The organism is Allostella sp. (assembly GCF_041913585.1).
Lineage (GTDB): Bacteria > Pseudomonadota > Alphaproteobacteria > ATCC43930 > Allostellaceae > Allostella.
This window is the reverse complement of record NZ_JAYSFE010000011.1, coordinates 31,331-56,258: the sequence shown is the minus strand read 5'-3', so window position 1 is coordinate 56,258 and position 24,928 is coordinate 31,331. Positions and strand designations below refer to the sequence as shown.

General features: G+C 71.4%; 20 protein-coding genes. 7 read left to right on the top strand and 13 right to left on the bottom strand.

The genetic code is table 11. The annotated features are described in order from the left end of the window. Window positions 1-1,985: AAA family ATPase (locus ACE3Q3_RS03845; protein WP_374442054.1), on the top strand; the 1,985-nt coding region annotated here is incomplete at its 5' end. 46 nt (window positions 1,986-2,031) lie between these two features. Here the strand turns inward: ACE3Q3_RS03845 and ACE3Q3_RS03840 are convergent. From ACE3Q3_RS03840 to ACE3Q3_RS03815, 6 genes are all read right to left on the bottom strand, one after another. Then, a complete protein-coding gene (locus ACE3Q3_RS03840; protein WP_374442050.1) occupies window positions 2,032-3,660 on the bottom strand; it encodes an FAD-binding protein in 1,629 nt (542 codons plus the stop codon). Continuing rightward, window positions 3,657-5,531, bottom strand: coding sequence for a TRAP transporter permease (locus ACE3Q3_RS03835; protein ID WP_374442047.1), 1,875 nt, complete (start codon window positions 5,529-5,531; stop codon window positions 3,657-3,659). Before ACE3Q3_RS03835 ends, ACE3Q3_RS03840 begins: the two co-directional genes overlap by 4 nt. A 43-nt stretch (window positions 5,532-5,574) precedes the next feature. Then, window positions 5,575-6,552, bottom strand: a complete 978-nt coding sequence (locus ACE3Q3_RS03830; RefSeq protein ID WP_374442045.1) for a TAXI family TRAP transporter solute-binding subunit — start codon at window positions 6,550-6,552, stop codon at window positions 5,575-5,577. A gap of 111 nt (window positions 6,553-6,663) precedes the next feature. Continuing rightward, entirely contained in the window at window positions 6,664-7,524 is an 861-nt protein-coding gene (locus ACE3Q3_RS03825; protein ID WP_374442042.1) for a TauD/TfdA dioxygenase family protein, read from the bottom strand. Window positions 7,525-7,646: 122 nt separating this feature from the next. Beyond that, window positions 7,647-8,504: a TauD/TfdA dioxygenase family protein gene (locus ACE3Q3_RS03820; protein ID WP_374442039.1), complete on the bottom strand. Its 858-nt coding sequence runs from the start codon at window positions 8,502-8,504 to the stop codon at window positions 7,647-7,649. A gap of 12 nt (window positions 8,505-8,516) precedes the next feature. Further along, complete coding sequence (locus ACE3Q3_RS03815; RefSeq protein WP_374442036.1) at window positions 8,517-9,647, bottom strand: iron-containing alcohol dehydrogenase; 1,131 nt, start codon at window positions 9,645-9,647, stop codon at window positions 8,517-8,519. A 150-nt stretch (window positions 9,648-9,797) separates the two neighbouring features. On the opposite strand from ACE3Q3_RS03815, the gene ACE3Q3_RS03810 reads away from it, so the two are divergent. Together ACE3Q3_RS03810 and ACE3Q3_RS03805 are read left to right on the top strand one after the other, a co-directional pair. After that, window positions 9,798-10,820: a cobalamin-independent methionine synthase II family protein gene (locus ACE3Q3_RS03810; RefSeq protein ID WP_374442032.1), complete on the top strand. Its 1,023-nt coding sequence runs from the start codon at window positions 9,798-9,800 to the stop codon at window positions 10,818-10,820. Window positions 10,821-10,886: 66 nt separating this feature from the next. Further along, on the top strand, window positions 10,887-13,196 hold the full coding sequence (locus ACE3Q3_RS03805; RefSeq protein WP_374442029.1) for a molybdopterin-dependent oxidoreductase: 2,310 nt from the start codon (window positions 10,887-10,889) through the stop codon (window positions 13,194-13,196). 7 nt (window positions 13,197-13,203) lie between these two features. On the opposite strand, the gene ACE3Q3_RS03800 is transcribed toward ACE3Q3_RS03805, so the two are convergent. From ACE3Q3_RS03800 to ACE3Q3_RS03790, 3 genes are all read right to left on the bottom strand, one after another. Then, the gene (locus tag ACE3Q3_RS03800; protein WP_374442026.1) at window positions 13,204-14,127 is read right to left on the bottom strand and encodes a calcium-binding protein; all 924 of its coding nucleotides are present in this window, start codon (window positions 14,125-14,127) and stop codon (window positions 13,204-13,206) included. Between the two features lie 103 nt (window positions 14,128-14,230). Beyond that, window positions 14,231-15,139: a calcium-binding protein gene (locus ACE3Q3_RS03795; protein WP_374442023.1), complete on the bottom strand. Its 909-nt coding sequence runs from the start codon at window positions 15,137-15,139 to the stop codon at window positions 14,231-14,233. A gap of 31 nt (window positions 15,140-15,170) precedes the next feature. Continuing rightward, window positions 15,171-15,494, bottom strand: coding sequence for a cytochrome c (locus tag ACE3Q3_RS03790; protein ID WP_374442021.1), 324 nt, complete (start codon window positions 15,492-15,494; stop codon window positions 15,171-15,173). Window positions 15,495-15,605: 111 nt separating this feature from the next. On the opposite strand from ACE3Q3_RS03790, the gene ACE3Q3_RS03785 reads away from it, so the two are divergent. Beyond that, complete coding sequence (locus ACE3Q3_RS03785) at window positions 15,606-16,322, top strand: SDR family NAD(P)-dependent oxidoreductase (RefSeq protein ID WP_374442018.1); 717 nt, start codon at window positions 15,606-15,608, stop codon at window positions 16,320-16,322. Between the two features lie 69 nt (window positions 16,323-16,391). After that, entirely contained in the window at window positions 16,392-17,375 is a 984-nt protein-coding gene (locus ACE3Q3_RS03780) for an ABC transporter ATP-binding protein (RefSeq protein WP_374442015.1), read from the top strand. A 7-nt stretch (window positions 17,376-17,382) separates the two neighbouring features. Here ACE3Q3_RS03780 and ACE3Q3_RS03775 read toward each other — a convergent pair whose 3' ends face one another. The 4 genes from ACE3Q3_RS03775 to ACE3Q3_RS03760 are packed head-to-tail and all read right to left on the bottom strand — an operon-like array spanning window position 17,383 to window position 22,040. Next, window positions 17,383-18,276, bottom strand: a complete 894-nt coding sequence (locus ACE3Q3_RS03775) for an ABC transporter permease (protein WP_374442012.1) — start codon at window positions 18,274-18,276, stop codon at window positions 17,383-17,385. Next, the gene (locus tag ACE3Q3_RS03770; RefSeq protein WP_374442009.1) at window positions 18,276-19,223 is read right to left on the bottom strand and encodes an ABC transporter permease; all 948 of its coding nucleotides are present in this window, start codon (window positions 19,221-19,223) and stop codon (window positions 18,276-18,278) included. The genes ACE3Q3_RS03775 and ACE3Q3_RS03770 overlap by 1 nt, the downstream gene beginning before the upstream one ends. Before the next feature lie 55 nt (window positions 19,224-19,278). Continuing rightward, window positions 19,279-21,057 carry an ABC transporter substrate-binding protein gene (locus ACE3Q3_RS03765; RefSeq protein WP_374442005.1) on the bottom strand — a complete coding sequence of 593 codons (1,779 nt, stop codon included), beginning with the start codon at window positions 21,055-21,057 and terminating at the stop codon, window positions 19,279-19,281. Further along, window positions 21,054-22,040, bottom strand: a complete 987-nt coding sequence (locus ACE3Q3_RS03760) for an ABC transporter ATP-binding protein (RefSeq protein WP_374442002.1) — start codon at window positions 22,038-22,040, stop codon at window positions 21,054-21,056. Before ACE3Q3_RS03760 ends, ACE3Q3_RS03765 begins: the two co-directional genes overlap by 4 nt. A gap of 248 nt (window positions 22,041-22,288) precedes the next feature. Between ACE3Q3_RS03760 and ACE3Q3_RS03755 the strand changes: the two genes are divergently transcribed. Beyond that, window positions 22,289-23,386 (top strand): DUF917 domain-containing protein, encoded by a 1,098-nt coding sequence (locus tag ACE3Q3_RS03755; protein ID WP_374441999.1) that lies wholly within the window; start codon window positions 22,289-22,291, stop codon window positions 23,384-23,386. Further along, window positions 23,383-24,918, top strand: coding sequence for a hydantoinase/oxoprolinase N-terminal domain-containing protein (locus ACE3Q3_RS03750; protein ID WP_374441997.1), 1,536 nt, complete (start codon window positions 23,383-23,385; stop codon window positions 24,916-24,918). Before ACE3Q3_RS03755 ends, ACE3Q3_RS03750 begins: the two co-directional genes overlap by 4 nt. Window positions 24,919-24,928: the final 10 nt, after the last annotated feature.

Here is a 24,928-nt window from a genome sequence, read left to right as displayed (position 1 = left end):
CGGTGCTGATCGGCGAGCCCGGCGTCGGCAAGACCGCCATCGTCGAGGGCCTGGCGCTGCGCATCGTCAAGGGCGACGTGCCGGAGAGCCTGAAGGACAAGCGCCTGCTGGCGCTCGATCTCGGCGCGCTCATCGCCGGCGCCAAGTTCCGCGGCGAGTTCGAGGAGCGCCTCAAGGCCGTCATGTCGGAACTGACGGCGGCCGAGGGCGAGATCGTCCTCTTCATCGACGAACTGCACACGCTGGTCGGCGCCGGCAAGGCCGAGGGGGCGATGGACGCCTCCAACATGCTGAAGCCGGCGCTTGCCCGCGGCGAGCTGCACTGCGTCGGCGCGACCACGCTCGACGAGTACCGCAAGCACATCGAGAAGGACGCCGCGCTGGCGCGGCGCTTCCAGCCCGTCTTCGTCGGCGAGCCGACGGTCGAGGACACGATCTCGATCCTGCGCGGCCTCAACGAGAAGTACGAGCAGCATCACGGCGTGCGCATCACCGACGCCGCGATCGTGGCGGCGGCGACGCTCTCCAACCGCTACATCACCGACCGTTTCCTACCCGACAAGGCGATCGACCTGATCGACGAGGCGGCGAGCCGGCTGCGCATGGCGGTCGACAGCAAGCCCGAGGCGATCGACGAGCTCGACCGGCGGATCATCCAGCTCAAGATCGAGCAGGCCGCCCTGAAGAAGGAGACCGACAGCGGTTCCCGCGACCGGCTGGAGCGGCTGTCGAAGGAACTGGCCGACCTCGAGCAGCGCTCGGCCGAGCTGACCGCGAAGTGGCAGGCGGAGAAGGACAAGCTCTCCAGCGTGCAGAAGCTCAAGGTCGAGCTCGACCAGGCGCGGGTCGCGCTGGAGACGGCGCAGCGCGAGGGCAACTGGGCGCGCGCCGGCGAGATCACCTACGGCGTCGTCCCCGAGCTCGAGCGCAAGATCGCCGAGGCCGAGGGTGCCGGGGCCGACCGTATGGTCAAGGAGCAGGTGGAGGCGCAGGACGTCGCCGGCGTCGTCTCGCGCTGGACCGGCATCCCGGTCGACAAGATGCTGGAGGGCGAGCGCGAGAAGCTGCTCGCCATGGAGGAGGCGCTGAAGCGGCGCGTCGTCGGCCAGGAGGAGGCGATCGTCGCCGTCTCCAATGCCGTCCGCCGCGCCCGCGCCGGCCTCCAGGACCCGAACCGGCCGATCGGCTCGTTCCTCTTCCTCGGGCCGACCGGCGTCGGCAAGACCGAGCTGACCAAGGCCCTGGCCGCGTTTCTCTTCGACGACGACCAGGCGATGGTCCGGGTCGACATGTCGGAGTTCATGGAGAAGCACTCGGTCGCGCGGCTGATCGGCGCCCCTCCCGGCTATGTCGGCTACGAGGAGGGCGGCGTGCTGACCGAGGCGGTGCGGCGCCGGCCCTACCAGGTGATCCTCTTCGACGAGGTCGAGAAGGCGCATCCCGACGTCTTCAACGTGCTGCTGCAGGTGCTGGACGACGGCCGGCTGACGGACGGGCAGGGGCGGACGGTCGACTTCCGCAACACCCTCATCGTGCTGACCTCGAATCTCGGCTCGGACGTGCTGGCGCGCCAGCCCGACGGCCAGGATTCGAGCGCGGTGCGCGAGCAGGTGATGGCGGTCGTCCGCGGCGCCTTCCGGCCCGAGTTCCTGAACCGGCTCGACGAGATCCTGCTCTTCCACCGGCTGGAGCGGCGGCAGATGGCCGCCATCGTCGACATCCAGATGGGCCGGCTGCAGAAGCTGCTGGCCGACCGCAAGATCACGCTCGACCTCGACGAGGCGGCGCGCACCTGGATCGGCAACGCCGGCTACGACCCGGTCTACGGGGCGCGGCCGCTGAAGCGGGTGATCCAGCGCGAGTTGCAGAACCCGCTCGCCCAGATGCTGCTGGAAGGCCGCATCAAGGACGGCGACCGGGTGCCGGTCACGGTCGCGGGCGGCAAGCTCGCGATCGGCGGCGCGGAGCGCGCGGAAGCGGCCTGACCCAGAAGCGGCGGGCGCGGACGGCACGGCCGTCGGCGCCCGCCATTCAGTCGATCCCGATCTCGAACGTCTCCAGCCGGCCGCCGTCGGCTCGGAAGGCGACATGGACGAGCCAGCGGGCATCGTCCCGCTCCGGGTGGTCGCGGCGCTGGTGGGCGCCGCGGCTCTCGGTCCGGCGCAGGGCGGCGGTAGCGATCATGCGCGCGGTGACCGCCATGTGACGGGCCTCGATGGCGTCGACGATGCCGTCGAGGCCGTCGGCCGCGGTGCCGCCCGCCAGTTCGCCTTCCATCTCCGCGATCTCCTCCAGGGCGCTGCGCAGCCCGTCGCCGGTGCGGTAGAGGCCGACATGGCGGCTCATCGTCGCCCGCAGCCGGTCCTTGAGCCGGCCGGCATCGGCGGCGCCGCGCGGCACCTGCCGGAGGCGGTCGAGCGCCGCCGCGACGTCGGCCGCCGGCGGCGAGCCGGCGGCGCGCGCGGCGGCCTCGCCGGCGATGACGCCGAAGACGATCGTCTCGCCGCCGCCGTTGCCGGCGAGGCGGCTCGCGCCATGGACCCCGCCCGTCGCCTCGCCGGCGGCGAAGAGGCCGGGAACCCCGGTGGCGCCGTCGGCCGCGATGCGGATGCCGCCCATCTGGCTGTGGGCGGCCGGTCGCACCCGCGGCATCTCGGCCGCGGGATCGAGCCCCGCCTGGCGCAGGCGGCGGCAGTGGCTGACGTAGCTCTCGCGCGCCGCGACGGGGAGGACGGTCGTGTCCATGGCGACGGTGCCGTCCGGAAAGCCGCGGCCGGCGTCGATCTCCGCCTGGATCGCCAGCGCCATGCGCGCCTTCTCGATCCGCTTCTCGCCATGCTCGGGGTTGTGGCGGAACATGAAGCGCTCCCCGGCGGCGTTGCGCAACGTCGCGCCGTCGCCCAGCATCGCGGTCGGCATTTCCATGCCGCGGGCGCCGGCCGGATGGACGGTGACGGTCGGCTCGAACTGCACGAACTCCATGTCGATCAACGTCGCCCCGGCGTCGAGCGCCAGCCCGTACGACGCCGCGGCGACGTCGGCCGGATAGGTGCTGTCCTCGTAGAGCCGGCCGATGCCGCCCGCCGCCAGCACCGTCTCCGCCGCCGCGACCGCCAGCAGCCGGCCACCGGCCTTGCGATAGAGGAGGGCGCCGGCGACGGCCGCGCCGTCCCGCAGCAGGTCGATCGCCTGCCAGCCGGGCAGGATCTCGACGCCGAGGGCCGCGGCCCGGCGGGCGAGATGGTCGAGGATGGTGCGGCCCGTCCCCTCGGGCACGAAGACCGAGCGCGGGTAGCGGTTGCCGGAGAGGTGGCGCTGGGCGAAGCGGCCGCCGGCACCGGCGAAGGGAATGCCCTGCGCGGCGAGGTCGGCGAAGACGGCGACCGAGCGCTCGGCCAGGGCTCGCACCAGCCGGCGGTCGTTCAGGCCGTAGCCGCCGGCGATCATGTCCTCGGCATAGGCCTCCGGCCCGTCGGCCGGGTCGACATGGCCGAGCGGCACGTTGGCGCCGATGACGTGCGGCGAGGCGCCGCGCGCATGATGGGCGAGGATCGTCCGCCGGCCGGCGGCGGCAGCGGCGATCGCCGCCTGAAAGCCGGCGAGGCCGCCGCCGAGGACGAGGATGTCGGCCGAGGCGCGCTCGGGCTCCGGGAGGCTCATTCGGCCGAGCTTGCGACCGGCCGCGGCGCCGGCAGCCAGTAGCGGCTGGCGAGCGCCGCCGCCAGCAGCCCGACGCCGACGAGGTCGGTGACCCAGCCGGGCTTGATGAGGCAGAGGGCGCCGGCGCCGAGCAGCAGCCGCTCCCACCAGGTCGCGCGGCGGCCGAGAAGATAGCTCTGCAGCGCCGCCGACAGGGCGAGGATCCCAACGACGCCGCTGATGCAGGCGAGCACGATGCGCATCGGCTCGCCCTGCATCAGCAGGGCCGGCTCGTAGACCCACATGAAGGGCAGGATGAAGCCGGCCAGCGCCAGCCGGAAGGCGATCAGCCCGGTGCGGGTCGGGTCGGCGCCGGCGATGCCCGCGCCGGCATAGGCGGCGATCGCGACCGGCGGCGTCACGTTCGCCAGGACGCCGAAATAGAAGATGAACATGTGGGCGGCGAGCGGGTTGACGCCGGATTCGATCATCGCCGGCGCGACCAGGATCGCCAGGATGACATAGACGGCCGAGGTCGGCAGGCCCATGCCCAGGATGACCGACACGACCATGGTGATGAGGAGCAGGACCAGCAGGTTGCCGCCGGCGAGGTCGATCATGATGCCGGAGAGCCGGAGCGCGAGGCCGGTCAGCATGAGGACGCCGATGACGATGCCGGCGCAGGCGCACACGCAGGCGGTCTCGAGGATCGCCATGCCGCCCTGGCGCAGCGCCTCCCAGATGCGGGCCGGCCCCATGCGGGTGGCCGCCCCGATCATGCTGGCGGCGACGACGGTGACGACGCCGAAGAAGGCCGACTTGGTCGGCGTGTACTCGATGCCGACCAGCAGGTAGACGAGCACGGCCAGCGGCGCCAGCAGGTACCAGCCCTGGCGGAAGATCGCCCAGGCGTCCGGCAGTTCCGCGCGCGGAATGCCGCGGATGCCCTGCTTGGCGACCTCGAAGTCGACCATGGCGAAGACGGCGAGGAAGTAGAGGACCGCCGGGATCGCCGCCGCGACCATGACCTGGGTGTAGGAGATGCCGAGGATCTCGACCATGATGAAGGCGGCCGCGCCCATGACGGGGGGCATGATCTGGCCGCCCGAGGAGGCGGTCGCCTCGACGGCGCCGGCGAAGGCCGGGCTCATCCCCGACCGCTTCATGATCGGGATGGTGAAGGTGCCGGTGGCCACCGTGTTCGCGACGGCGCTGCCGGAGACGGTCCCCATCAGCGCGCTGGCGGCGACCGCGACCTTGGCCGGCCCGCCGCGCATCCAGCCGAGCGCGGCGTGGCTCCAGTCGATGAAGAACTTGCCGGCCCCCGACACGTCGAGGAAGGCGGCGAAGATGACGAAGATCGCGACGTAGGTGGCCGACACCTGCAAGGGCGTGCCGGCGATGCCGGAGGTCGTCAGGTAGAGGGTGGCCGACACCCGCTCCAGGCTGAATCCCCGGTGCGCGAAGATGCCCGGCAGGTCCGGCCCGAGGAAGGCGTAGGCGAGCGCCAGCAGCGCCATGATCGGCAGGGCCCAGCCCAGCATCCGCCGCGTCGCCTCGATGATGACGAGGGTGGCGACGACGCCGGCCCAGACCTCGAACCGGGTCGGGTCGCCGGCGCCGCGCATGGCGATGTCGAGGAAGTGGAGGACGGGATAGACGCAGACGACGACCGAGAGCGCCGCCAGCGGCAGGTCCAGCGCCGGGCGCACCCGGCCGTGCGCGGTGGCCGGCCGGGTGAGGAAGACGAGGACGAGGGCGAAGCCGAGATGGACATAGTTCTGCTGCAGCGTCGCCAGGGTTCCGCCCCAGCTCGACCAGAGATGGAAGAGGCTGAAGGCGGCGGCGATCACCGCGGCCAGCGTTGCGATCACGTCCCGCCGCTCGCTCATGCGTCGCCCCCGCCTCGATGCGATGCCGGTCCGGCTCGCCGCCCTACTTCAGGACGCCCGCTTCCTTCAGGTACTTCTCGGCGCCGGGATGGAACGGCATGACGCCGGCGATGCCGCGGGTCGCGTTCTCGCGCGACCATTCCTTGGCCAGCGCGTTGGCGGCGACGAGCTTGCCGTGGTTCTCGATCAGGGCCTTGACGGTGGCGTAGGCGGCCTCGTCCGACACCTTCTCGTGGGCGACCAGGATGGTGGCGCTGCCGAACGAGTTCGGGATGTCGTTGGGATGGCCCTTGTAGGCCCCACCCGGAATGACGGCCGGGAACCAGTAGGGATGCTTCTCGATCAGCTTGTCGAGGATCTCCTTCTCGGGATTGAGGAAGACGACCTCCTCGCCGCGCCGGCTGGTGATGTCGGTGACGGCGGCCGTCGGCGCCGAACTGATGATGAGGACGCCGTCGACGCGGCCGTCGAGCAGGGCGCCCGGTCCGTCGCCGTGGCCGAGATATTCCGGCTTCCAGTCGGTGTTCATCTTGAGGCCGTAGGCCTCCATGACGATCTGGCCGGTCGGCCCGCCGATCGAGCCGGCGGCGCCGAGCGACAGGCGCTTGCCCTTGAAGTCCTTGAGGCTGCGGATGCCGCTCGATTTCAGGGTGTAGACCTGCCAGATGATGGCGTGGCCGCCGAGCAGGCCCTTGAAGTTCGAGATCGCGGCGCCCTTGAACGGTCCTTCGCCCTTCGCCGCGAGGTAGGCCATGTCGTTGGTCGAGAGCGCGAGCTCGACCTGGCCGTTCTTCAGCAGCTTGAGGTTGTCGGCGGTGCCGCCGGTCACCTCGGCGGTGATCTTGAGCTGGGGATAGGCGTCGCCGATGACCTTGGCCATCGCGCCGCCGAGCGGGAACCAGCTGCCGCCGACGCTCGACGTCGCCATCGACATGAACTGCTGCTTGGGGGCCGGCATCTGCGCCGAGGCGGCGAACGGCGTCAGGGCCACGGCGAGGGCGGCGGTCACGATGAGGCGCATGTTCGGTCTCCCTGTCTGGTCAGGCGTTCTTCCCGGGGTGCCGGACCTCTGTCCGGCACGGGTCCGGCCGTCCCTCTGGCGGGGGCGGTCCGGGGTCGTCGGTCGGTCGGGCTACTGCATCACGGTCGGCCCGTCGCCGGCCACGGTCGTGCGCTGCATCAGGCGCTTGTAGCGGACGCTGTCGTAGGGCGTCGCCTTGTGCAGGAGGCTGCGGTTGTCCCAGACGATGAGGTCGCCCTCGCGCCACTGGTGCGAGTAGCAGAACTCCGGCCGGATCGCCGTCTCCATGAGGTGGCGGACGAAGGCCCGGCCCTCGTCCTCGGGCCAGCCGACGACGCGCGCGCAGTGGGCGCCGATAAAGAGCGCCTTGCGGCCGGTGACCGGGTTGGTCCGCACCATGAGCTGCGGCATCGGCGGGGCCTCCACCGTCTTCTGGTGTTCGGTGAGCAGTTCCGGGCACACCAGGGCGCGCGAATGGGCAATGGAATGTTCCGCCACCAGCCCCTCGAGCCGGTCCTTCGTCGCCTGCGGCAGCGCGTCGTAGGCGGCGCGCATGTCGGCGAAGTCGGTATTGCCGCCCTCGGGCGGGACGATCCGGGCCGACAGCAGCGAGCACAGGGACGGGACGCGCTTGAAGGAACTGTCGGAGTGCCAGAGCATGTTGGCGCGCTGGTAGATCATCCGCGGGTCTTCGAGCGGGATGGTCTCGCCGGTCCGGATGTCGAGGTTCGACTGCCGGGCGAAGAGGGTGCCGCCGGCGGGATTCTGGCTGAAGGTCTTCTCCAGCGGGCCGAAGCGCTCGCTGAACCGCACCTGCGTCTCGTCGTCCAGGTCCTGGCCCCGGAACAGCAGCAGGCCGTGCTCCTCGAACGCGCCGCGAATGCGTGCGAAGCGCTCGGCGTCCAGCGGACGCCCGACATCGACACCCAGCACCTCCACCCCGAAGGTCGGGTGGAGCTTCCGAAACTCCATGAACGTCACTCCCGATGTTCGCGCGGTCGAGCCGGCAGTTGGCTCCAGCCTATCAACCGATCGGGAGATTGCAAACCGTCCTCTCTATTTTCAGCCGTGATGAAACGGCCGCCGCCGCACCGTCACTGCGGCACCGTCGGCGCGTCGCCGGCGACCGTCGTGCGCTGCATCAGGCGCTTGTAGCGGACCGCGTCGTAGGCGGTGGCGCGGTGCAGCAGCCGGCGATTGTCCCAGACCAGGATGTCGCCGGCGCGCCACGCGTGCGAATGGCAGAATTCCGGGCGGATGGCGGTCTCGGTCAGGTGGCGGACGAAGGCCCGGCCCTCCTCGAGCGGCCAGCCGACGACGTGCGAGCAGTGGGCGCCGATGAAGAGCGCCTTGCGCCCGGTCACCGGATTGACACGGACCATGGTCTGCCGCACCGCCGGCAGCTCGGCCTTCTCCGCCTCGGTCAGGACGGTGGGATCGACCTGGGCGCGCGAATGGATCATCGAGTGCTCGGCGACCAGCCCTTCGAGCTGCCGCTTGGTCGCCGCCGGCAGGGCGTCGTAGGCGGCGGCCATGTCGGCGAACTCGGTGTTGCCGCCCTCGGGCGGGCAGATGCGGCCGGACAGCAGCGAGCACAGCGACGGCACCGCCTTGTAGGAACTGTCGGAATGCCAGAGGTAGTTGGCCTTCTGGTAGATCATCCGCCGGTCCTCGGGCGGGATGGTCTCCCCGGTCCGGATGTCGAGGTTCGACTGGCGGGCGAAGAGCGTGCCGCCCGCCGGGTTGGCGCTGATCGTCTTCTCGAGCGGGCCGAAATGCTCGCTGAAGGCGACCTGCGTCTCGTCGTCCAGGTCCTGGTCGCGGAAGAGCAGCAGCCCGTGCTCCTCGAAGGCGGCGCGGATCGGCCGGAATTCCGCTTCCGTCATCGGCCGCGCGACGTCGACGCCGAGGATCTCGACGCCGAACAGCGGATGCAGCTTGCGCAGGTCCATTGGCGTGCTCCCTCACATCGCCTGCAGGAAGAGGGCGTGGTACTCCTCGACCGTCGGCTGGCGCGGCGTCGTCAGGTGGCAATGATCCTTGATCGCCGCCTCGGACATGCGCGGCAGCACCTGGCTCGGCACGCCCATGGCGGCCAGGCCCGGCGGCAGGCCGATGCGGGCATTCAACTGCTCGACATGGCGCGCGAGGTCGGTGCCCGACGGCAGGTCCATCGCCTCGCAGAGACGCTGGTACTTGTCGCCGACATGGCCGTCGTTCCACCGCAGGATGGTCGGCAGGATCACGGCATTGAGCGTGCCGTGGTGGAGCTTCAGCTCCTCCAGGCTGCCCAGCGGGTGCGACATCGCGTGGACGGCGCCGAGGCCCTTCTGGAAGGCCATCGCGCCCTCCATCGCCGCCATCATCATGTTCCAGCGCGCCTCGCGGTCCTGGCCGTCCTCGACCGCGCGGACCAGGAAGCGGGCGGCGCGCCGGGCGCCGTCGAGCGCGATGGCGTCGGCCGGCGGGTTGACGTTGGGCGACAGGAACGTCTCGACGCAGTGCGTGAGGGCATCCATGCCGGTGCCGGCGGTCATCCCGCGCGGCAGGCCGAGCGTCAGTTCGGGGTCGCAGAGCGCCAGCTTCGGCAGCAGGAACGGGCTGATCAGGCCGATCTTGCGGCCGTCGTTGAAGATGATGATGGCGCCGCGGCCGACCTCGCTGCCGGTGCCGGCGGTGGTCGGGATGGCGACGATCGGCGCCACGCGCGGCGTGATGCGGGCGACGCCGCCCTCGGCGGCGGCGTACTGCACCAGCGGCGGCTCGTGCGTCGCCAGCACGGCGACCGCCTTGGCGAGGTCCATGGAGGAGCCGCCGCCGATGGCGATGATGCCGTCGGCACCGTGCGCCCGGTAGGCGTCAAGCGCGGCCAGCGCCGCCCGCTCCGTCGGGTTGGCGGGCGTACCGTCGAAGAGGGCGGTGGCGACGTCGGCCGGCAGAGTGGCCGCCACCCGCTCCAGCAGCCCGGCGGCGACGACGCCCTTGTCGGTCACCAGCAGCGGCCGCCGGATGCCGATCAGCTTCAGTTCGTCCGGCAGCAGCGCCAGGGCGCCGAAATCGAACTGGATGCGGGTCAGGTAGTTGATGAGCGCCATGGCCGGTCGGTCTTTCGGGGGCAGGGGCGGGACGGTGTCCCGGCGATTAAAGCAGCGGCGACCCGCCCATGGAAAGGGCGGTTGCTGCCCGTCCGGCGGCGATGCTAGCTTCCGAAGTAACCAACTGGATACTTGTTACCGGAGGACGCCATGCCGCGCATCCAGACCACCGTCGTCGGTTCCTATCCCATTCCCGACTGGCTGGCGGCGCTGCCGACCGAGCAGGCGCTGGTCGATGCCACCCGCGTCGTCCTGCACACCCAGGAGCGGGCCGGGATCGATCTCGTCTGCGACGGCGAGCTCTACCGCTTCGACGTCAACCATCCCGAGACCAATGGGATGATCGAATATTTCGTGCGGCCGATGTCGGGCATCCGGACCGCCATCGGCTTCGACGAGATGATGGGCTACCGCGCCCAGCGCGGCATGGCGTTCCGGACCCGGCCGCCGGGCGTCGTCGACGGGCCGATCGGCGCCGGCACCCTCGACCTGCCGTCCGCCTGCGCGCGCGCCGCCCGGCTCGCCCAGAAGCCGCTGAAATTCACCCTGACCGGCCCGCACATGCTGGCCAAGACGCTGATCGACAAGCACTACGGCAGCGTCGACGGGGTCGCCGACGGGCTGGCGGCGGTCCTCGCCGAGCAGGTCCGCCACTGCCACGGGGCGGCGGTCATCCAGGTCGACGAGGCCAACCTGCCGGGCCATCCCGAGGAGTGGGAGTGGGCGGCGCGATCGATCAACCGCGTGCTCGACGCGGTGCCCGGCAAGGCGGCCGTCCATCTCTGCTTCGGCAACTACGGCGGCCAGTCGATCCAGAAGGGCGCCTGGGACAAGCTGATGCAGTACCTGAACGCGCTCCATGCCGACCACATCGTCATGGAGATCGCGGCCCGTCCGGCGGAGGAGCTGGCCGTCTTCCGCGGCCTCGACACCCGCATCGGCTTCGGCCTCGGCGTCGTCGACATCAAGCGCACCGAGATCGAGACGGCCGACGAGATCGCCCGCCGCATCGACCGGGCGGAGAAGCTGCTCGGCCCCGGCCGCGTCCGCTACATCCATCCCGACTGCGGCTTCTGGATGCTGAAGCGCTCGATCGCCGACGGCAAGATCGCCGCCCTGGTGGCGGGCCGCGACCTCTACGAGCGGGGCGGGGCCGACGTGAAGGCGGCGTAGCGCCGGGGGCGCCCCGGCGGCATAGTGGCGCGTTCGGAACGGAACGAGCGCCGGGGAGCCTTGTCGATGAGCGTCGGGACGCAGCGGATCGCCCATTGCAGCCACTGGGGAGCCTTCTGGCTGCTGGTGCGGGAGGGGCGGATCGTCGGGGTCGAGCCGATGGAGTTCGACCCGGCGCCGTCCGACATCATCCACAGCGTGCCGGAATGGGCCGACCCGCGCCTGCGCATCGCCCAGCCGATGGTGCGCGAGGGCTGGCTGCGCGGCCGCGAGCAGGCCGACGGCGCCGGCCGCGGCCGCGAGCCCTTCGTCCCGGTCGGCTGGGACGAGGCGCTCGACCTGGTGGCCGGACAGGTCCGCCGGGTGCGGGACGGGTTCGGCCCGGCCTCGATCTTCGCCGGCTCCTACGGCTGGACCAGCGCCGGCCGCTTCCACCATGCCGCCACCGGCCTGAAGCGGATGCTCGGCCTCTTCGGCGGCTACACCGGCCACGTCAACACCTACAGCATCGCCGCCGGCCCGGTGATCCTGCGGCACGTCTTCGGCGCCGAGGATGCCTGCAACGGCGGCGGCTCGACCCTCGACACGGTCGCCGAGCATTCCGAGACCGTCGTCGTCTTCGGCGCGCTCTCGCCCCGCACCGCCCAGACCGAGGCGGGCGGCATCGCCCGCCACACGCTGGAAGTCCACCTGAAGCGGCTCGTCGAGCGCGGCGCGCGCATCGTCCTCGTCTCGCCGGCCCGCGACGACCTGCCGGACTGGGTCCCGGCGGAATGGCTGCCGATCCGACCCAACACCGACACCGCGCTGATGCTGGCGCTGGCGCAGGAGATCGTCGCCGGCGGCCGCAACGACCTCGACTTCCTCGACCGCTGCTGCTCCGGCAGCGCCGAGTTCCGGGCCTACCTTTCCGGCGCCGCGGACGGCGTCGCCAAGGACGCCGCCTGGGCCGCCCCCATCACCGGCATCGCGGCCGGCCATATCCAGGCACTCGCCCGCGACCTGCCGGCGCGGCGCACCATGCTGACGGTGAGCTGGGCGCTGCAGCGCGCCGACCATGGCGAGCAGCCCTTCTGGGCGGCGGCGGGCCTGGCCGCCGTCATCGGCCAGATCGGCCTGCCGGGCGGCGGCGTCGGCTACGGCTACGGCTCGCTCGGCGGGGTAGGGGCGCCGCAGGTGCAGGCGCAGCCCCCGGCCATGTCGGCCGGCGTCAACCCCACCGGCAGCTTCATCCCGGTCGCCCGCATCGCCGACCTGCTGACGCGGCCGGGCGAGCCCTTCGACTACAACGGCCGCCGCTTCACCTATCCCGACACGCGGATGCTCTACTGGGCGGGCGGCAACCCGTTCCACCACCACCAGGACCTGAACCGCCTGCGCCGCGCCTGGGAGCGGCCGGAGGTCGTTGTCGTGCAGGAGCCGTTCTGGACGGCGACGGCCCGGCTCGCCGACATCGTGCTGCCGGCGACCACCTCGATCGAGCGCAACGACCTCTCCGGCAACCGCCGGTCGGACCATGTCGTCGCCATGAAGAAGGCGATCGACCCGGTCGGCGGTTCGCGGGACGATTTCCGGATCTTCGCCGACCTGTCGGCCCGGCTCGGCGTCGCCGACGCCTTCACCGAGGGCCGCGGCGAGATGGAGTGGCTGCGCCATCTCTACGAGGCGACCCGCGCCGACGCCGCCCAGCGGCTCGGCCACGCGATGCCGGACTTCGACGCCTTCTGGGCGGAGGGCCATGCCACCCTGCCGGTGCGGGCGCGGCACACCTATCTCGCGGACTTCCGCCGCGATCCGGAGGCCCATCCGCTCGCTTCCGACAGCGGCCGCATCGTCCTGCACAGCCCGCGCATCGCCGCCATGGCGCATGCCGACTGCCCGCCGCATCCGGCCTGGGTCGAGCCCGCGGAGTGGCTGGGCGGGGCGGGCGACGGGCGCCTCCACCTCGTCTCGCGGCAGCCGGTCGACAAGCTCCACAGCCAGCTCGACTATTCCGCCCGCAGCCAGGCGGGCAAGCAGGACGGGCGGGAGATCGCCTCGCTCAATCCCGGCGACGCCGCCCGCCTCGGCATCGCCGACGGCGACACGATCCGGCTGTTCAACGACCGCGGCCAGTGTCTGGCGGGCGCCCGGCTGAGCGCGGGGGTGGCCGCGGGCGTCGTCATCCTGCCGACGGGGGCGTGGTACACGCCGGCCGATGCCGGCGACGGCGCGCTCGACCTCGCCGGCAATCCCAACATCCTCACCCTCGACAAGGGCACCTCGGCGCTGGCCCAGGGCTGCTCCGCCCACACCTGCCTCGTCTCGGTCGAGCGGGTCGAGCGGCGGGCGCCCGTGGTGCCCGCGCCGCCGCCGATCCGCCGCCGCGCCGCCTGAGCCGGCGTCAGAAGAAGAAGAAGTCCTGCGCCGCCAGCTGGCTGGTGGTCACGTTCTTGATGAGGACGAAATTGCCGCCGCCGAGGTCGAGGTTGGTGCCGTCCGCCTGCGGCACGAACCGGCCCTGGAGGTCGGCGAAGCTGGCGATGCCCGAGCCGTTGACGTTGATCTGGATGCCGATCTGGTCGCCCTCGGCGCGGAAGAAGTCCTCGATCGAATCGCGGCCGCTGCCGTCGGCGAAGGCGAAGAGGTCGCGGCCGTCGCCGCCGAACAGCACGTCGTCGCCGATATCGCCGCGCAGGTAGTCGTTGCCGGCGCCGCCGTCGACATAGTCGTCGCCCTTGCCGCCATAGACGAAGTCGTCGCCGATGCCGCCCAGCACATCGTCGTTCCCGAGGCTGCCGGTGGCGAAGTCGTTGCCCTTGTCGCCCGACACGGTGTCGTCGCCCTGGCCGCCATGCAGGCTGTCGTCGCCGTTGCCGCCATAGACGGTGTCGCTGCCCTGGTTGCCGTTGATCTCGTCGTTGCCGTGGCTTCCCGTCAGCAGGTCGTTGCCGTCGAAGCCCAGCAGCTTGTCGTCGCCCGACCCGCCCGAGATCGTGTCGTTGCCGGAATAGATCGCCATCCGGAGGCCGAAGCTGTCGAGCTCGGCGACCTTCTGGTTGTAGACCGCGAGGTCGATGGTGAAGCCCGTGCCCTCATAGTTGATGGCATTGGAGTTCTGGAAGGTCTCCTTGATCGAGGCGATGTAGCCCGAGGTGACGGTCTGGTTCTGGCTGGTGAAGGAGCCGGTGAAGGTCTGGATCGTGCCGACCGGCGTCTGGAGCTGGATCGAGACGGCGGAGGCGGTGAAGACGTAGGGCGGTGTCAGCGGGTAGAAACCCACGTTCACCGTCATGTCGATCGAGCCGTTGACGACGAGCTGTCCCATGGTGCCCCCCGGTTGATCGGGCCGGGCGTGATCGCACGGCCCACGCGGGGAGGGATGATCCGGCGCCGCCGCGGCCGGGTCAATCACCCGTGGCGTGCGGCGGCTACACGATCAGGAAGAGATCGGCGGAGAGCTCGCCGCCCGGAAGGTTGCGGATGAGGATGCCGTTGCCCTGGCCGAGATCGACGAGCTGGCCGTCCGGATGCAGCCGGGTGCGGGTGAGGAGGTCGGCCGGATCGTCGATGTCGGTGCCGTTGACGAAGCGGGCGATGGCGATGCGGTCGCCCTCGGCGGGGTCGAAATCGTCGAGCGTGTCGCCGCCCGACCCGGAGGCGAAGAAGAACGTGTCGGCGCCGAGGTCGCCATAGAGGGCGTCCTGCCCGACATCGCCCCAGATGCGGTCGGCGCCGTCGCCGCCGCGGACCACGTCATCGCCCTGGCCGCCATAGGCGAGGTCGTTGCCGGCGCCGGCCATGACGGTGTCGCGGCCGAGGCTGCCGGTCGCGAAGTCGTTGCCGGCGCCGCCGAGGACGCTGTCGTCGCCCTGCCCGCCATGGATGGTGTCGGCGCCGTCGCCGCCGTCGACGGTATCGTCGCCCTTGTTGCCGTTGAGGTCGTCGTTGCCGAAGCCGCCGAGGACGAGGTCGTCGCCGTCGAAGCCGAGCAGCCGGTCGCCGCCGGTGCTGCCCTCCAGCGTGTCGTCGCCGGCGAACAGCAGCGACCGCAGGCCGAAGACGTTGCCGACGGCCAGGGCCGCGGCATACTCCGCCACCGGCACCCCGATGCCGGTGATGGCGAAGGTGGTGCCGGCGTCGATGCCCGCGACGGTGCCGCCGGTCAGCGTCCCGTTCGCGTCGTAGAGGAAGGTGCCGGTGACGTACTGCACCTGGCCCGCCTTGTCGACGAGCTGGATCAGGGTGGCCGAACGGGTCGAGACGTGCGGGCCCGTCAGCGCGGCGAGGCCCGTGTTGAGCGCCATGTCGTGGGTGCCGCCGATCGTCAGTTCCGCCATGCTCGCTTCCGTTGCTGGGCCGACCCGCAGGTCAGCGCTGGACCTGGCCGATATAGGCGACGAGGTCGGCGATCTCCTCGATCGAGAGCTCGAGGTCGATCATCGGCTTCGCGTTGTGGCCGATGCGGATGCCTTCGGCCAGCGCCTCCGCCACCGCCTCGGCCGGCCAGTTCCGGGTGATGCCGCGGAACGGCGGGGCGCTCGGATTCGGGCTCGGTCCGCTGCCGGCGATGGCGTGGCAGCCGGCGCAGTGGCGTCGCGCGAATTCGGCGCCGGCCTTGACGTTCCCATCGGCGGCGGCCGGCCCGGCCGCCAGCAGCACTCCGACAACGCCCACCCGTGTCCAGCCCGTCATTGTCCGCCGTCCGTGCCGCGGCGCCGGCGAATCCGGGCGCCTCTCGCCCAAGTCTTGCACGTCGACCCGGTCCGGTGGAACCTCGGACACAAGATGATGGAGTGAGACGACATGGCATCTCAGGATATGGGGCGGGTGGCGATGATTTCGGGTGCCAACCGCGGCATCGGCAATGCCGTGGCACGGCGCCTCCACGCCGACGGCTATCGCCTCTCGCTGGGCGTGCGCCGGCCGGCCGCCTTCACCGACCGGTCGGGGCTGGACGGCGGGGCCGAGGTCGAGCTCTTCGCCTACGAGGCGGCCGAGCCCGCCGACGCCCAGCGCTGGGTCGACCAGACCCTGTCGCGCTTCGGGCGCATCGACGTGCTCGTCAACAATGCGGGCATCCACCGCAACGTGACGCTGGAGAGCGGCAGCGAGGACGATCTCGACGAACTGCTGGCGATCAACGTCAAGGCGCCGTTCCGGCTGATCCGCGCCGCCCTGCCACACCTCAAGGCGTCGGGATCGGGCCGCGTCGTCAACGTCGCCTCGATGTCGGGCAAGCGGGCCCGCAACCTCGCCGTCGGCTACCAGATGAGCAAGGCGGCGATGGTGATGCTGTCGCACGCCGTCCGCCGGATCGGCTGGGAGAGCGGCATCCGCGCCGTCGCCGTGTGCCCCGGCTACGTCCGCACCGACATGGCGGGCGGTCCGACGGCGCCGCCGCGCGACCAGATGACCGACCCGGACGAGCTGGCCGGGCTGATCGCGACGGTCGTCGGCCTGTCGAACACCGGCTCGGTCGCCGAGCTTCTCGTCAACTGCCAGTACGAACACATGCTCTGAGGCCTCCGCGCCGCGCCGACTGGCAGGATGTTTGCGTCACCCTTCCCGTCGAGGCGAAGGAGGGCGGGGATGGCCAGTCTGCTCGAGATCGAGGCGCTCCAGGTGCGCTTCCCGTCGGACGGTGCCGTCGTCCGCGCCGTCGACGGCATCTCCTACGCCGTCGACGAAGGCGAGACGGTGGCCGTCGTCGGCGAGAGCGGCTGCGGCAAGTCGGTCCATGCGCTGGCGATCACCGGCCTCGTGCCGCGGCCGCCGGCCGTGATCGCGGGGCATATCCGCTTCGCCGGCCGGGATCTCGCGGAGCTGCCGGAATCGGAGCTGCGGCGGATCCGCGGACCCGGGATCGGCATGGTCTTCCAGGAGCCGATGACGTCGCTGAACCCGCTGATGACGATCGGCCGCCAGCTCACCGAGCACATGCGCACCCATCTCGGCCTGTCGCGCCGGCAGGCGACCGATCGCGCGGTGGAACTGCTCGGGCTCGTCGGCATCGGCGAGCCCGGGGCGCGGCTCGCCCAGTATCCGCACCATTTCTCGGGCGGCATGCGGCAGCGCGTGATGATCGCCATGGCCCTCGCCTGCCGGCCGCGCCTGATCGTCGCCGACGAGCCGACGACGGCGCTCGACGTCACCATCCAGGCGCAGATCCTGAAGCTCATGAAGGATCTGACCCGCGAGCTCGGGGTGGCGCTCGTCGTCATCACCCACAATCTCGGCCTCGTCGCCCGCTATGCCGACCGGGTCAACGTCATGTACGCGGGCCGCATCGTCGAGCGGGGGACGGCGGCCGACATCTTCGCCCGGCCGCAGCATCCCTACACGCGGGGGCTGCTCGCCTCGGTGCCGCGGCTCGACCGGCCGCGGGCCGAGCGCCTGATCCCGATCGAGGGCCAGCCGCCCGATCTCTCGCGCCTCGACGACGGTTGCAGCTACCGGCCGCGCTGCGGGCTGGCGGTCGACGCCTGCGGCCGCGAGCGGCCCGAGCTGGAGCCCGCCGGCGGCGGCCATGCCGCCGCCTGCTTCCGGCCGGGGGACGTCGCCGCGGCGGCGTGAGCGCGGCCTACCCCGTCTCGCGCACGTCGAGGGCGTCGCGCAGCGCGTCGCCGACGAAGTTGATGCTGAGCACGGTCAGCATGATGAAGAGGCCGGGGAAGACGCCGAGCCACCAGGCACGCGAGATGAAGGTCCGGCCCTCGGCCAGGATCAGGCCCCAGGTCGGGGTGTCGGCGTCGACGCCGAGGCCGAGGAAGCTCAGGCCCGCCTCGGCCAGGATAGCGTAGGAGACGCTGACCGTCGCCTGGACGATGAGCGGCGCGCCGGCATTTGGCAGGACGTGGCGCAGCAGGATGCGGGCGTGCGAGCAGCCGACCGTGCGGGCGGCATCGATGTACTGCTCCTGCTTGATCGTCAGCACCATGCCGCGGGCGATGCGCGCGAAATCGTCGAGGTAGGCGAGGCTGACGGCGATGACGACGTTCCACAGTCCGGTGCCGAACACCGCCACCATGTAGACGGCGATGATGAAGTTCGGGAACGCCCACTGCAGGTCGATGTGGCGCATCACCAGGAAGTCGATCCAGCCACCGAAATAGCCGGCGAGCAGCCCGAGCGTGACGCCGACGACGAGCGCCAGCGCCACCGTCGAGAGCCCGACCACGAGCGAGACCTGGGCGCCGACGATGAGCCGGGACAGCACGTCGCGGCCGAGGTCGTCGACGCCCAGCGGATGGGCGAGGCTCGGCGGCGACAGGGTGAGGTCGAACGACGTCTCGGTCGGGTCGTAGGGCGAAAGGAGCGGCCCGAAAAGCGCGCAGAGCACCAGCAGGGCCAGCACGACGAGGCCGAACTGCGCCTTGCGGTCGGTCCGGAAGGGCCGCAGCCAGCGGCGGCGGGCGGGCGGCGGCAGGTCGTCGGCCGCCGCGTCCTGGGCGGGCGGGTTCAGGCTGAGGTCCATCAGGCGTACCGGATGCGGGGGTCGATCACGGTGTAGAGGACGTCGACGACCAGGTTCGAGCCGATGAAGATGGCCGAGACGGCGAGGATCGCGCCCTGCACGACGGGGTAGTCGCGGTTGAGGATGCCCTCGATCAGCGTCCGGCCGAGGCCCTTGATGGCAAAGACGTTCTCGACGACGACGGTGCCGGCCAGCATCAGCGCCAGCGCGATCCCCATGACGGTGACGACCGGGATGAGGGCGTTGGGCAGGGCGTGGACGACGAGGATGCGCCAGGTCAGCAGTCCCTTGGAGCGGGCGGTGCGCATGTAGTCGGTCTTCAGCACCTCGATCATCGAGGAGCGGATCATGCGCGCGATGATGGCGGAGAAGGTGGTGCCCGCCGCCAGCGCCGGCATCAGGAGGTGCGAGAGCCAGGGCCAGAAGCCCTCGGACAATGGCGTGTAGCCGATCGCCGGCAGCCATTGCAGGTTGGCGGCGAAGACGATGATGAGCAGGATCGCGAACCAGAAGTCGGGCATGGAGAGGCCGAGGAAGGCGACCAGCGTCAGCGCGTTGTCGGCGGGGCTGTTCTTGCGCATGGCGGCGACGATGCCGGCCGGGATCGCCAGCGCGCAGGCGACGACGAAGGACAGGCCGGCGATCGAGAGCGTGCGCGGCAGGGCCTCGGCCAGGAGCTGGCGCACCGGCACCTGGCTGCCGTAGATCGAGGTGCCGAAGTTCCCCTGGACGAGTTGGAACAGCCAGCGCGCATATTGTTCGACCAGCGGCACGTCCATGCCCAGCGCCTTGCGCAGGTCCTCGGCCGCGGCGGGATCGCCGGAATCGAACAGCATCGCCGCCAGCGGGTCGCCGGGGACGGCCCGCATCATGAAGAAGACGAGGGTCGCCACCGCCCACATGACGAGGAGGGCGCCGAGGATGCGTCGCGCGAGATAGCCGGCCATGGGCGGGTCTCCGGCCGGGCCGGCGGGAGCGTTCCCGCCGGCCCGGGGTTCGAGGTCAGGCCAGGGTCGTGCGGTCGAGGTCGACCAGTGCCGGGATCTTGCTGGCTGCCGGGAAGTTCACCGACTTGCGATGGATGAGGATCGTCGCCGGGTGGTAGAGGAAGGCGGACGCGACCTTGTCGGAGGTCACCTTGTCCGCCTTGCGCACCAGCGCCCGGCGCTTCTCCAGGTTGCCCTCGATGCGCTGCTGCTCGATGAGGGCGTCGGCCTCCTTCTCGGAGAAGTAGCCGAAGGGATATTTCGCCTTGTCGCGCTTCTGGCCGTTGAAGAGCGAACTCGTCTGCATCCAGTCGACGATGGCGTCGTCGGGGTCGTAGTCGCCGCCCGAGCCGATGCGCACCATGTCCCATTCCATCGTCGCGAACTCGTCGAGCGCCACCGGCACGTCCTTGACCACCGGCTCCAGCTCGATGCCGAGGTTGCGCTTGAGGATGGCGCGGATGACCTCGACCTGGCGGCGCATCGGCGGGGTCAGCAGCACCTTGAGGCGCGGGAAGCCCTTGCCGTCGGGATATCCGGCCGCCGCCATCAGCCGCTTGGCCTCGGCGAGGTCGAAGCGCTGCAGGCTCGTGCCGGCGAGCTCCTTGTCGAAATAGTAGGCCATCGCGGGGTTGACGGAGCCGTGCGCCGGCGTCCCGCGCCCGAACTCGGCCTGGCGGATGAAGAGCGTGCGGTCGAGGGCCTTGGCGATGGCGAGCCGGACCATGAAGCCCTTCTCCTTCATCAGCTCCTCGACCGGCTTGTCGAAGCTGGCGACCCTGAAGGGCTCGCGGTGTGGATTCATCCAGATCGACTCGAAGCCGGGCGACGGCTGGATGTTGACGACGAGATCCTTGTTGGCGACCAGCCGGTCGACCAGCTCGGGCGCGATCTGGCCGCCGCCGATGAGCTGGATGTCGCCCGCCTCGATGGCGGCGGCCAGCGGCTCGGCGTCGAGGATCGGCTGGATGACGACGCGGTCGAGCTTCGGCCGCTCGGGATCGTAGTAGCGGTCGAACCTCTCCATCGTCAGGCTCTGCGCCAACGTGTGCTGGGCGATGCGGAAGGGACCGGTGCCGACCGGCGCCAGCCCGTGCGCCGCCTCGCCCATCTTCTCGATCGCCGTCTTGTTGAGGATGGTGAGCACGCGCCCGCTCGAGCGCTCGGTGGTCTTGACCAGGAACGAGGCCTGCGGGCCGTTGAGCTTGAACTTGACCTTGTGGGCGCCGAGCTTCTCGACGCCGGCGACGTTGCCGAGCGCGCGGGAGTGGATCGAGACCGCCGGGTTCTTGGATCGCGCGTAGGTGAAGAGCACGTCGTCGGCGGTGAAGGGCTCGCCGTTGTGGAAGGTCACGCCCTCGCGCAGGTTGAAGGTGTATTCGGTGCCGTCCTCCGAGACCTGCCAGTCGCGGGCGAGATCGGCCTCCGCAATCAGTTCGGCGGAGATGTGGGTCAGTCCCGAGAGCACGTTCGACGTGATCTGGAACTGCAGCACCTGATTCATCTTCGCCGGGTCGAGCGTGGTGATCTGGCCGACCCCGGCCCAGCCGCATTTCAGCGTCCCGCCGGCCTTGCCCTGGGCCAGGGCCGGTCCGCGCGGCAGGAGGTGGGCGGCGGTCAGCGTCCCGGCCGCCGCCATCAGCCGGAGGACCGTGCGCCGGCTCATCTGCGGCCCGGACAGCTCGTGGCGCGCGAGGCCGGCGAGCGGGTCCTTCGGGTCGAAGTCGTGGGCGTCGTCCCAGGCAGCCAGCATGGCGGCCTCGGGGGAGGCGGAACGGTCGGCGTGGTCCGTCATGGCGCTGCTCCTTCGATGGCGGGATGGCTCGGATGGTCGGCGCCGGCCCGGATGCAGGCGGCGAAGTGGTCGCGGGCGAGCGCGCGCGGCGGCGGCGGCGCCGTGCTGCAGGCGGCGACGGCGATCGGGCAGCGCGGGTGGAAGACACAGCCGGCGGGCGGATCGACGGGGCTCGGGACCTCGCCTTTCAGCGGCTCCGGCGCACGCCCGGACTCGATCGCGGGGTCCGGCACCGGCACCGCCGAGAGCAGCGCCCGCGTGTAGGGATGGGCCGGCCGATCGAAGAGCGCATCGGCGTCGCCCTGCTCGACGAGACGGCCCAGGTACATGACGCCGACCCGCCGGCAGAGATGGCGGACGACGCCGAGATCGTGGGCGATGAAGAGGTAGGTCAGCCCGAACGCCTTCTGGAGCTCCTCCAGCAGGTTGACGATCTGCGCCTGGACCGAGACGTCGAGCGCCGACACCGCCTCGTCACAGACGATGAGGTCCGGCTTGAGGGCGAGCGCGCGGGCGATGCCGACGCGCTGGCGCTGACCGCCCGACATCTCGTGCGGGTAGCGCCGGGCGATCCGCCGCGGCAGGCCGCAGACATCGAGCAGATGGTGGATCTCGCGTTCGCGGGCGGCGCGGTCGATCGCGATGTCGTGGACGATGAACGGCTCGGCCAGGATGTCGCCCACCGTCATGCGCGGATTGAGCGACGAGTAGGGGTCCTGGAAGATCGCCTGGACCCGGCGACGGAAGCGCCGGAGGGGCCGTCCGGCGAGCCGGGTCACGTCCTCGCCGTCGACGTGGATCGTCCCGGCCGTCGGCTCCACGAGCTTCAGCAGCGTTCGCGCGATGGTGGTCTTGCCGCAGCCCGATTCGCCGACCAGCCCGAAGGTCTCGCCGCGGCGGATCTCGAAGCTGACGCCGTCGACCGCACGCACGCGGCCGACCTCGCGCCGGAAGAACTGGCCGCGCAGGACCGGGAAATGCACCGCCAGGCCCTCGACCCGCAGGCGCGGGACGTCGTCTCCGGCGGGAGCGGCGGAAACTGCCCTGTGAACCGTGGCGCCCTCCATCGCGATCTGGGAACAAAGGGGGCTTCGGTCGTCCGCTTCTGGCTTCGGGACTTGGAGCGGCAGGTCAGCAAGAAGCGGGCCAGGGCGCCGGCACGACCGGCAGGCTTCCCTCGGCGCCGCCGGCACCCCTAGAGTGGGCCGCTCCATTGATCGAGGGATAAGCGATGCCCGGTGCGGCCTTCCAACTGACCGAGCGGGATCTGGAGGATTTCGCGACCGGTGCCTGGATCCTCGGGACCGGCGGCGGCGGCGACCCCTACTTCTCGCTGCTCGAGGCGAAGCTGCACCTCGCGGCCGGCCGCACCGTCACCGTCGTCGACCCGCTGGCGCTGCCCGACGACGCGTTCGTCGCCTGCGTCGGCCAGATGGGGGCGCCGCTCGCCAAGCAGGAGAAGCTCTGCGACGGCGAGGTCATCGCCAGCACCATCCCGATGATGGAAGCGCATCTCGGCCGGAAGTTCGATGCCGTCATGCTGTGGGAGGTCGGCGGCAACAACGGCTTCCAGGCGATCCTGTCCGGCCTGATCCTGGGGCTGCCGGTCGTCGATTGCGACGCCATGGGCCGCGCCTTCCCGCAGGCCGACATGACGACCTTCGCCATCTGCGACCTGCCGGCCCATCCGTGGACGATGGTCGACATCCGCCGCAACCGCCTGATCTTCGCCGAGGCCGAGAACTGGACCTGGATGGAGAAGATGACGCGGCGCGTCTGCACGGTCTTCGGCGCCTCGGCCGCGACCTGCAAGGCGCCGCGGACGGGGGCGGAGGTGAAGCGCGCGACCTGCCTGCACACGCTCTCCTGGGCGCTCTCGATCGGCCGCACGGTGCGGGCGGCGCGCGCCGCCCACGCCGACCCGATCGCCGCCGTGGTCGCGGCCGAGGGCGGGCTGGTGCTGTTCCGCGGCAAGGTGACCGACGTCATGCGGCGGGCGACCGACGGCTGGCTGCGCGGCCGGGTCGCGATCGAGGGGCTCGACGGCGACCAGGGGGAGACGATGGCGATCGACTTCCAGAACGAATTCTCGGTCGCCTGGCGCGGCGACCGGCCGGCGGCCACCGTGCCCGACCTCATCTGCCTCCTCGACACTGCGTCCGGCGAGGCGATCGGCACCGAGACGGTGCGCTACGGCCAGCGGGTGACGGTGATCGCCCTGCCGGCGCCGGCGATCCTGACCTCGCCCAAGGGCCTGCAGCATGTCGGCCCGCGGGCCTTCGGCTTCGACCTCGACTTCCACTCCGTCTTTCCCGCGAGGTCGGCATGATCCGCATCGGCATCGATGTCGGCGGCACCAACACCGACGCCGTCCTGATCGCGGCCGGCGCCGTCCGCCATGCCGTGAAGACGGCGACCACCGCCGACGTCATGGGCGGCATCGTCGCCGCCCTCGGCCGTCTCCTGGCCGAGGGCCAGGTCGGCGGCGGTGCGGTCGGCGCGGTGATGATCGGCACCACCCACTTCACCAACGCCGTGGTCCAGCGTCGCGGGCTCGCGCGCACGGCCGGCATCCGCATCGCGCTGCCGGCGGCGCGCACGCTCCCGCCCTTCGTCGACTGGCCGGCCGACTTGCGGGCGGTCGTCGCCGGGCCGACCTTCCTCGTCCGCGGCGGCTACGAGGTCGACGGCCAGCCGATCGCGCCGTTCGACGCCGAGGCGGTGCGCGCCGCGGCACGGGCGATCCGTGCCGACGGCACGCGCGCCGTCGCCGTCACCGGCGCCTTCTCGCCGCTCAACCCCGACCAGGAGGAGAAGGCGGCCGCGATCCTGGCCGAGGAATGGCCCGAGGCGCAGGTGACGCGCTCGCACGAGCTCGGCCGCATCGGGCTGCTCGCCCGCGAGAACGTCTCGCTGCTCAACGCGGCACTCGGGCCGATGGCGGCGCACACGGTCGCCGCCTTCCGCGACGCGCTCGCCGGTGCCGGGGTCGCCGCGCCACTCTTCATCACCCAGAACGACGGGACGGTGGTGACGGCCGACGAGGCGGCGGCCTATCCCGTCCGCTCCTTCGCCTCCGGCCCGACCAACAGCCTGCGCGGGGCGGCCTTCCTTTCCGGCCTCGACCGGGCGCTGGTCGTCGATGTCGGCGGCACCACCTCCGATGTCGGCAGCCTCGTCGCCGGCTTCCCGCGCGAGGCCAACAACGTCGTCGAGGTCGGTGGCGTGCGCACCCTCTTCCGGATGCCGGACCTGCTGTCGATCGGGCTCGGCGGCGGCACGCTGTGCGATCCGGACGACCCGAATCGCATCGGCCCGGTCAGCGTCGGCTTCCGCCTGACCGAGCGGGCGCGCGTCTTCGGCGGCCCGGACCTGACGGCGACCGACGTCGCGGTGGCGGCGGGGCTGGTCGAGCTCGGCGACCGCGGCCGGGTCGCCGGCCTCGACCCCGCCTATGTCCGGGCCGCGGTCGCGCGGATGCACGCGATGATCGCCGATGCCGTCGACCGCATGAAGAGCGATGCCGAGCCGGTGCCGCTGGTGGCGGTCGGCGGCGGCGCCTTCCTCGTGCCGGACACGCTGCCCGGCATCTCGGAGGTCGTCCGGGTGCCGCACCAGGGTGTCGCCAACGCGCTGGGCGCCGCCATCGCCCAGGTCAGCGGCGAGGTCGACCAGATCTTCCGCGACCTGCCGCGCGAGCAGGCGATGGCGCGCGCCCGCGAGCTGGCCGAGGCGCGCGCCGTCCGCGCCGGCGCCGCGGCGGGCTCGCTGAAGCTGGTCGAGATGGAGGACATCCCGCTCGCCTACCTGCCCGGCAACTCGCTGCGGGTGCGCGCCCGCGTCGTGGGGGACGTCGCCTGAATTCGGGTCG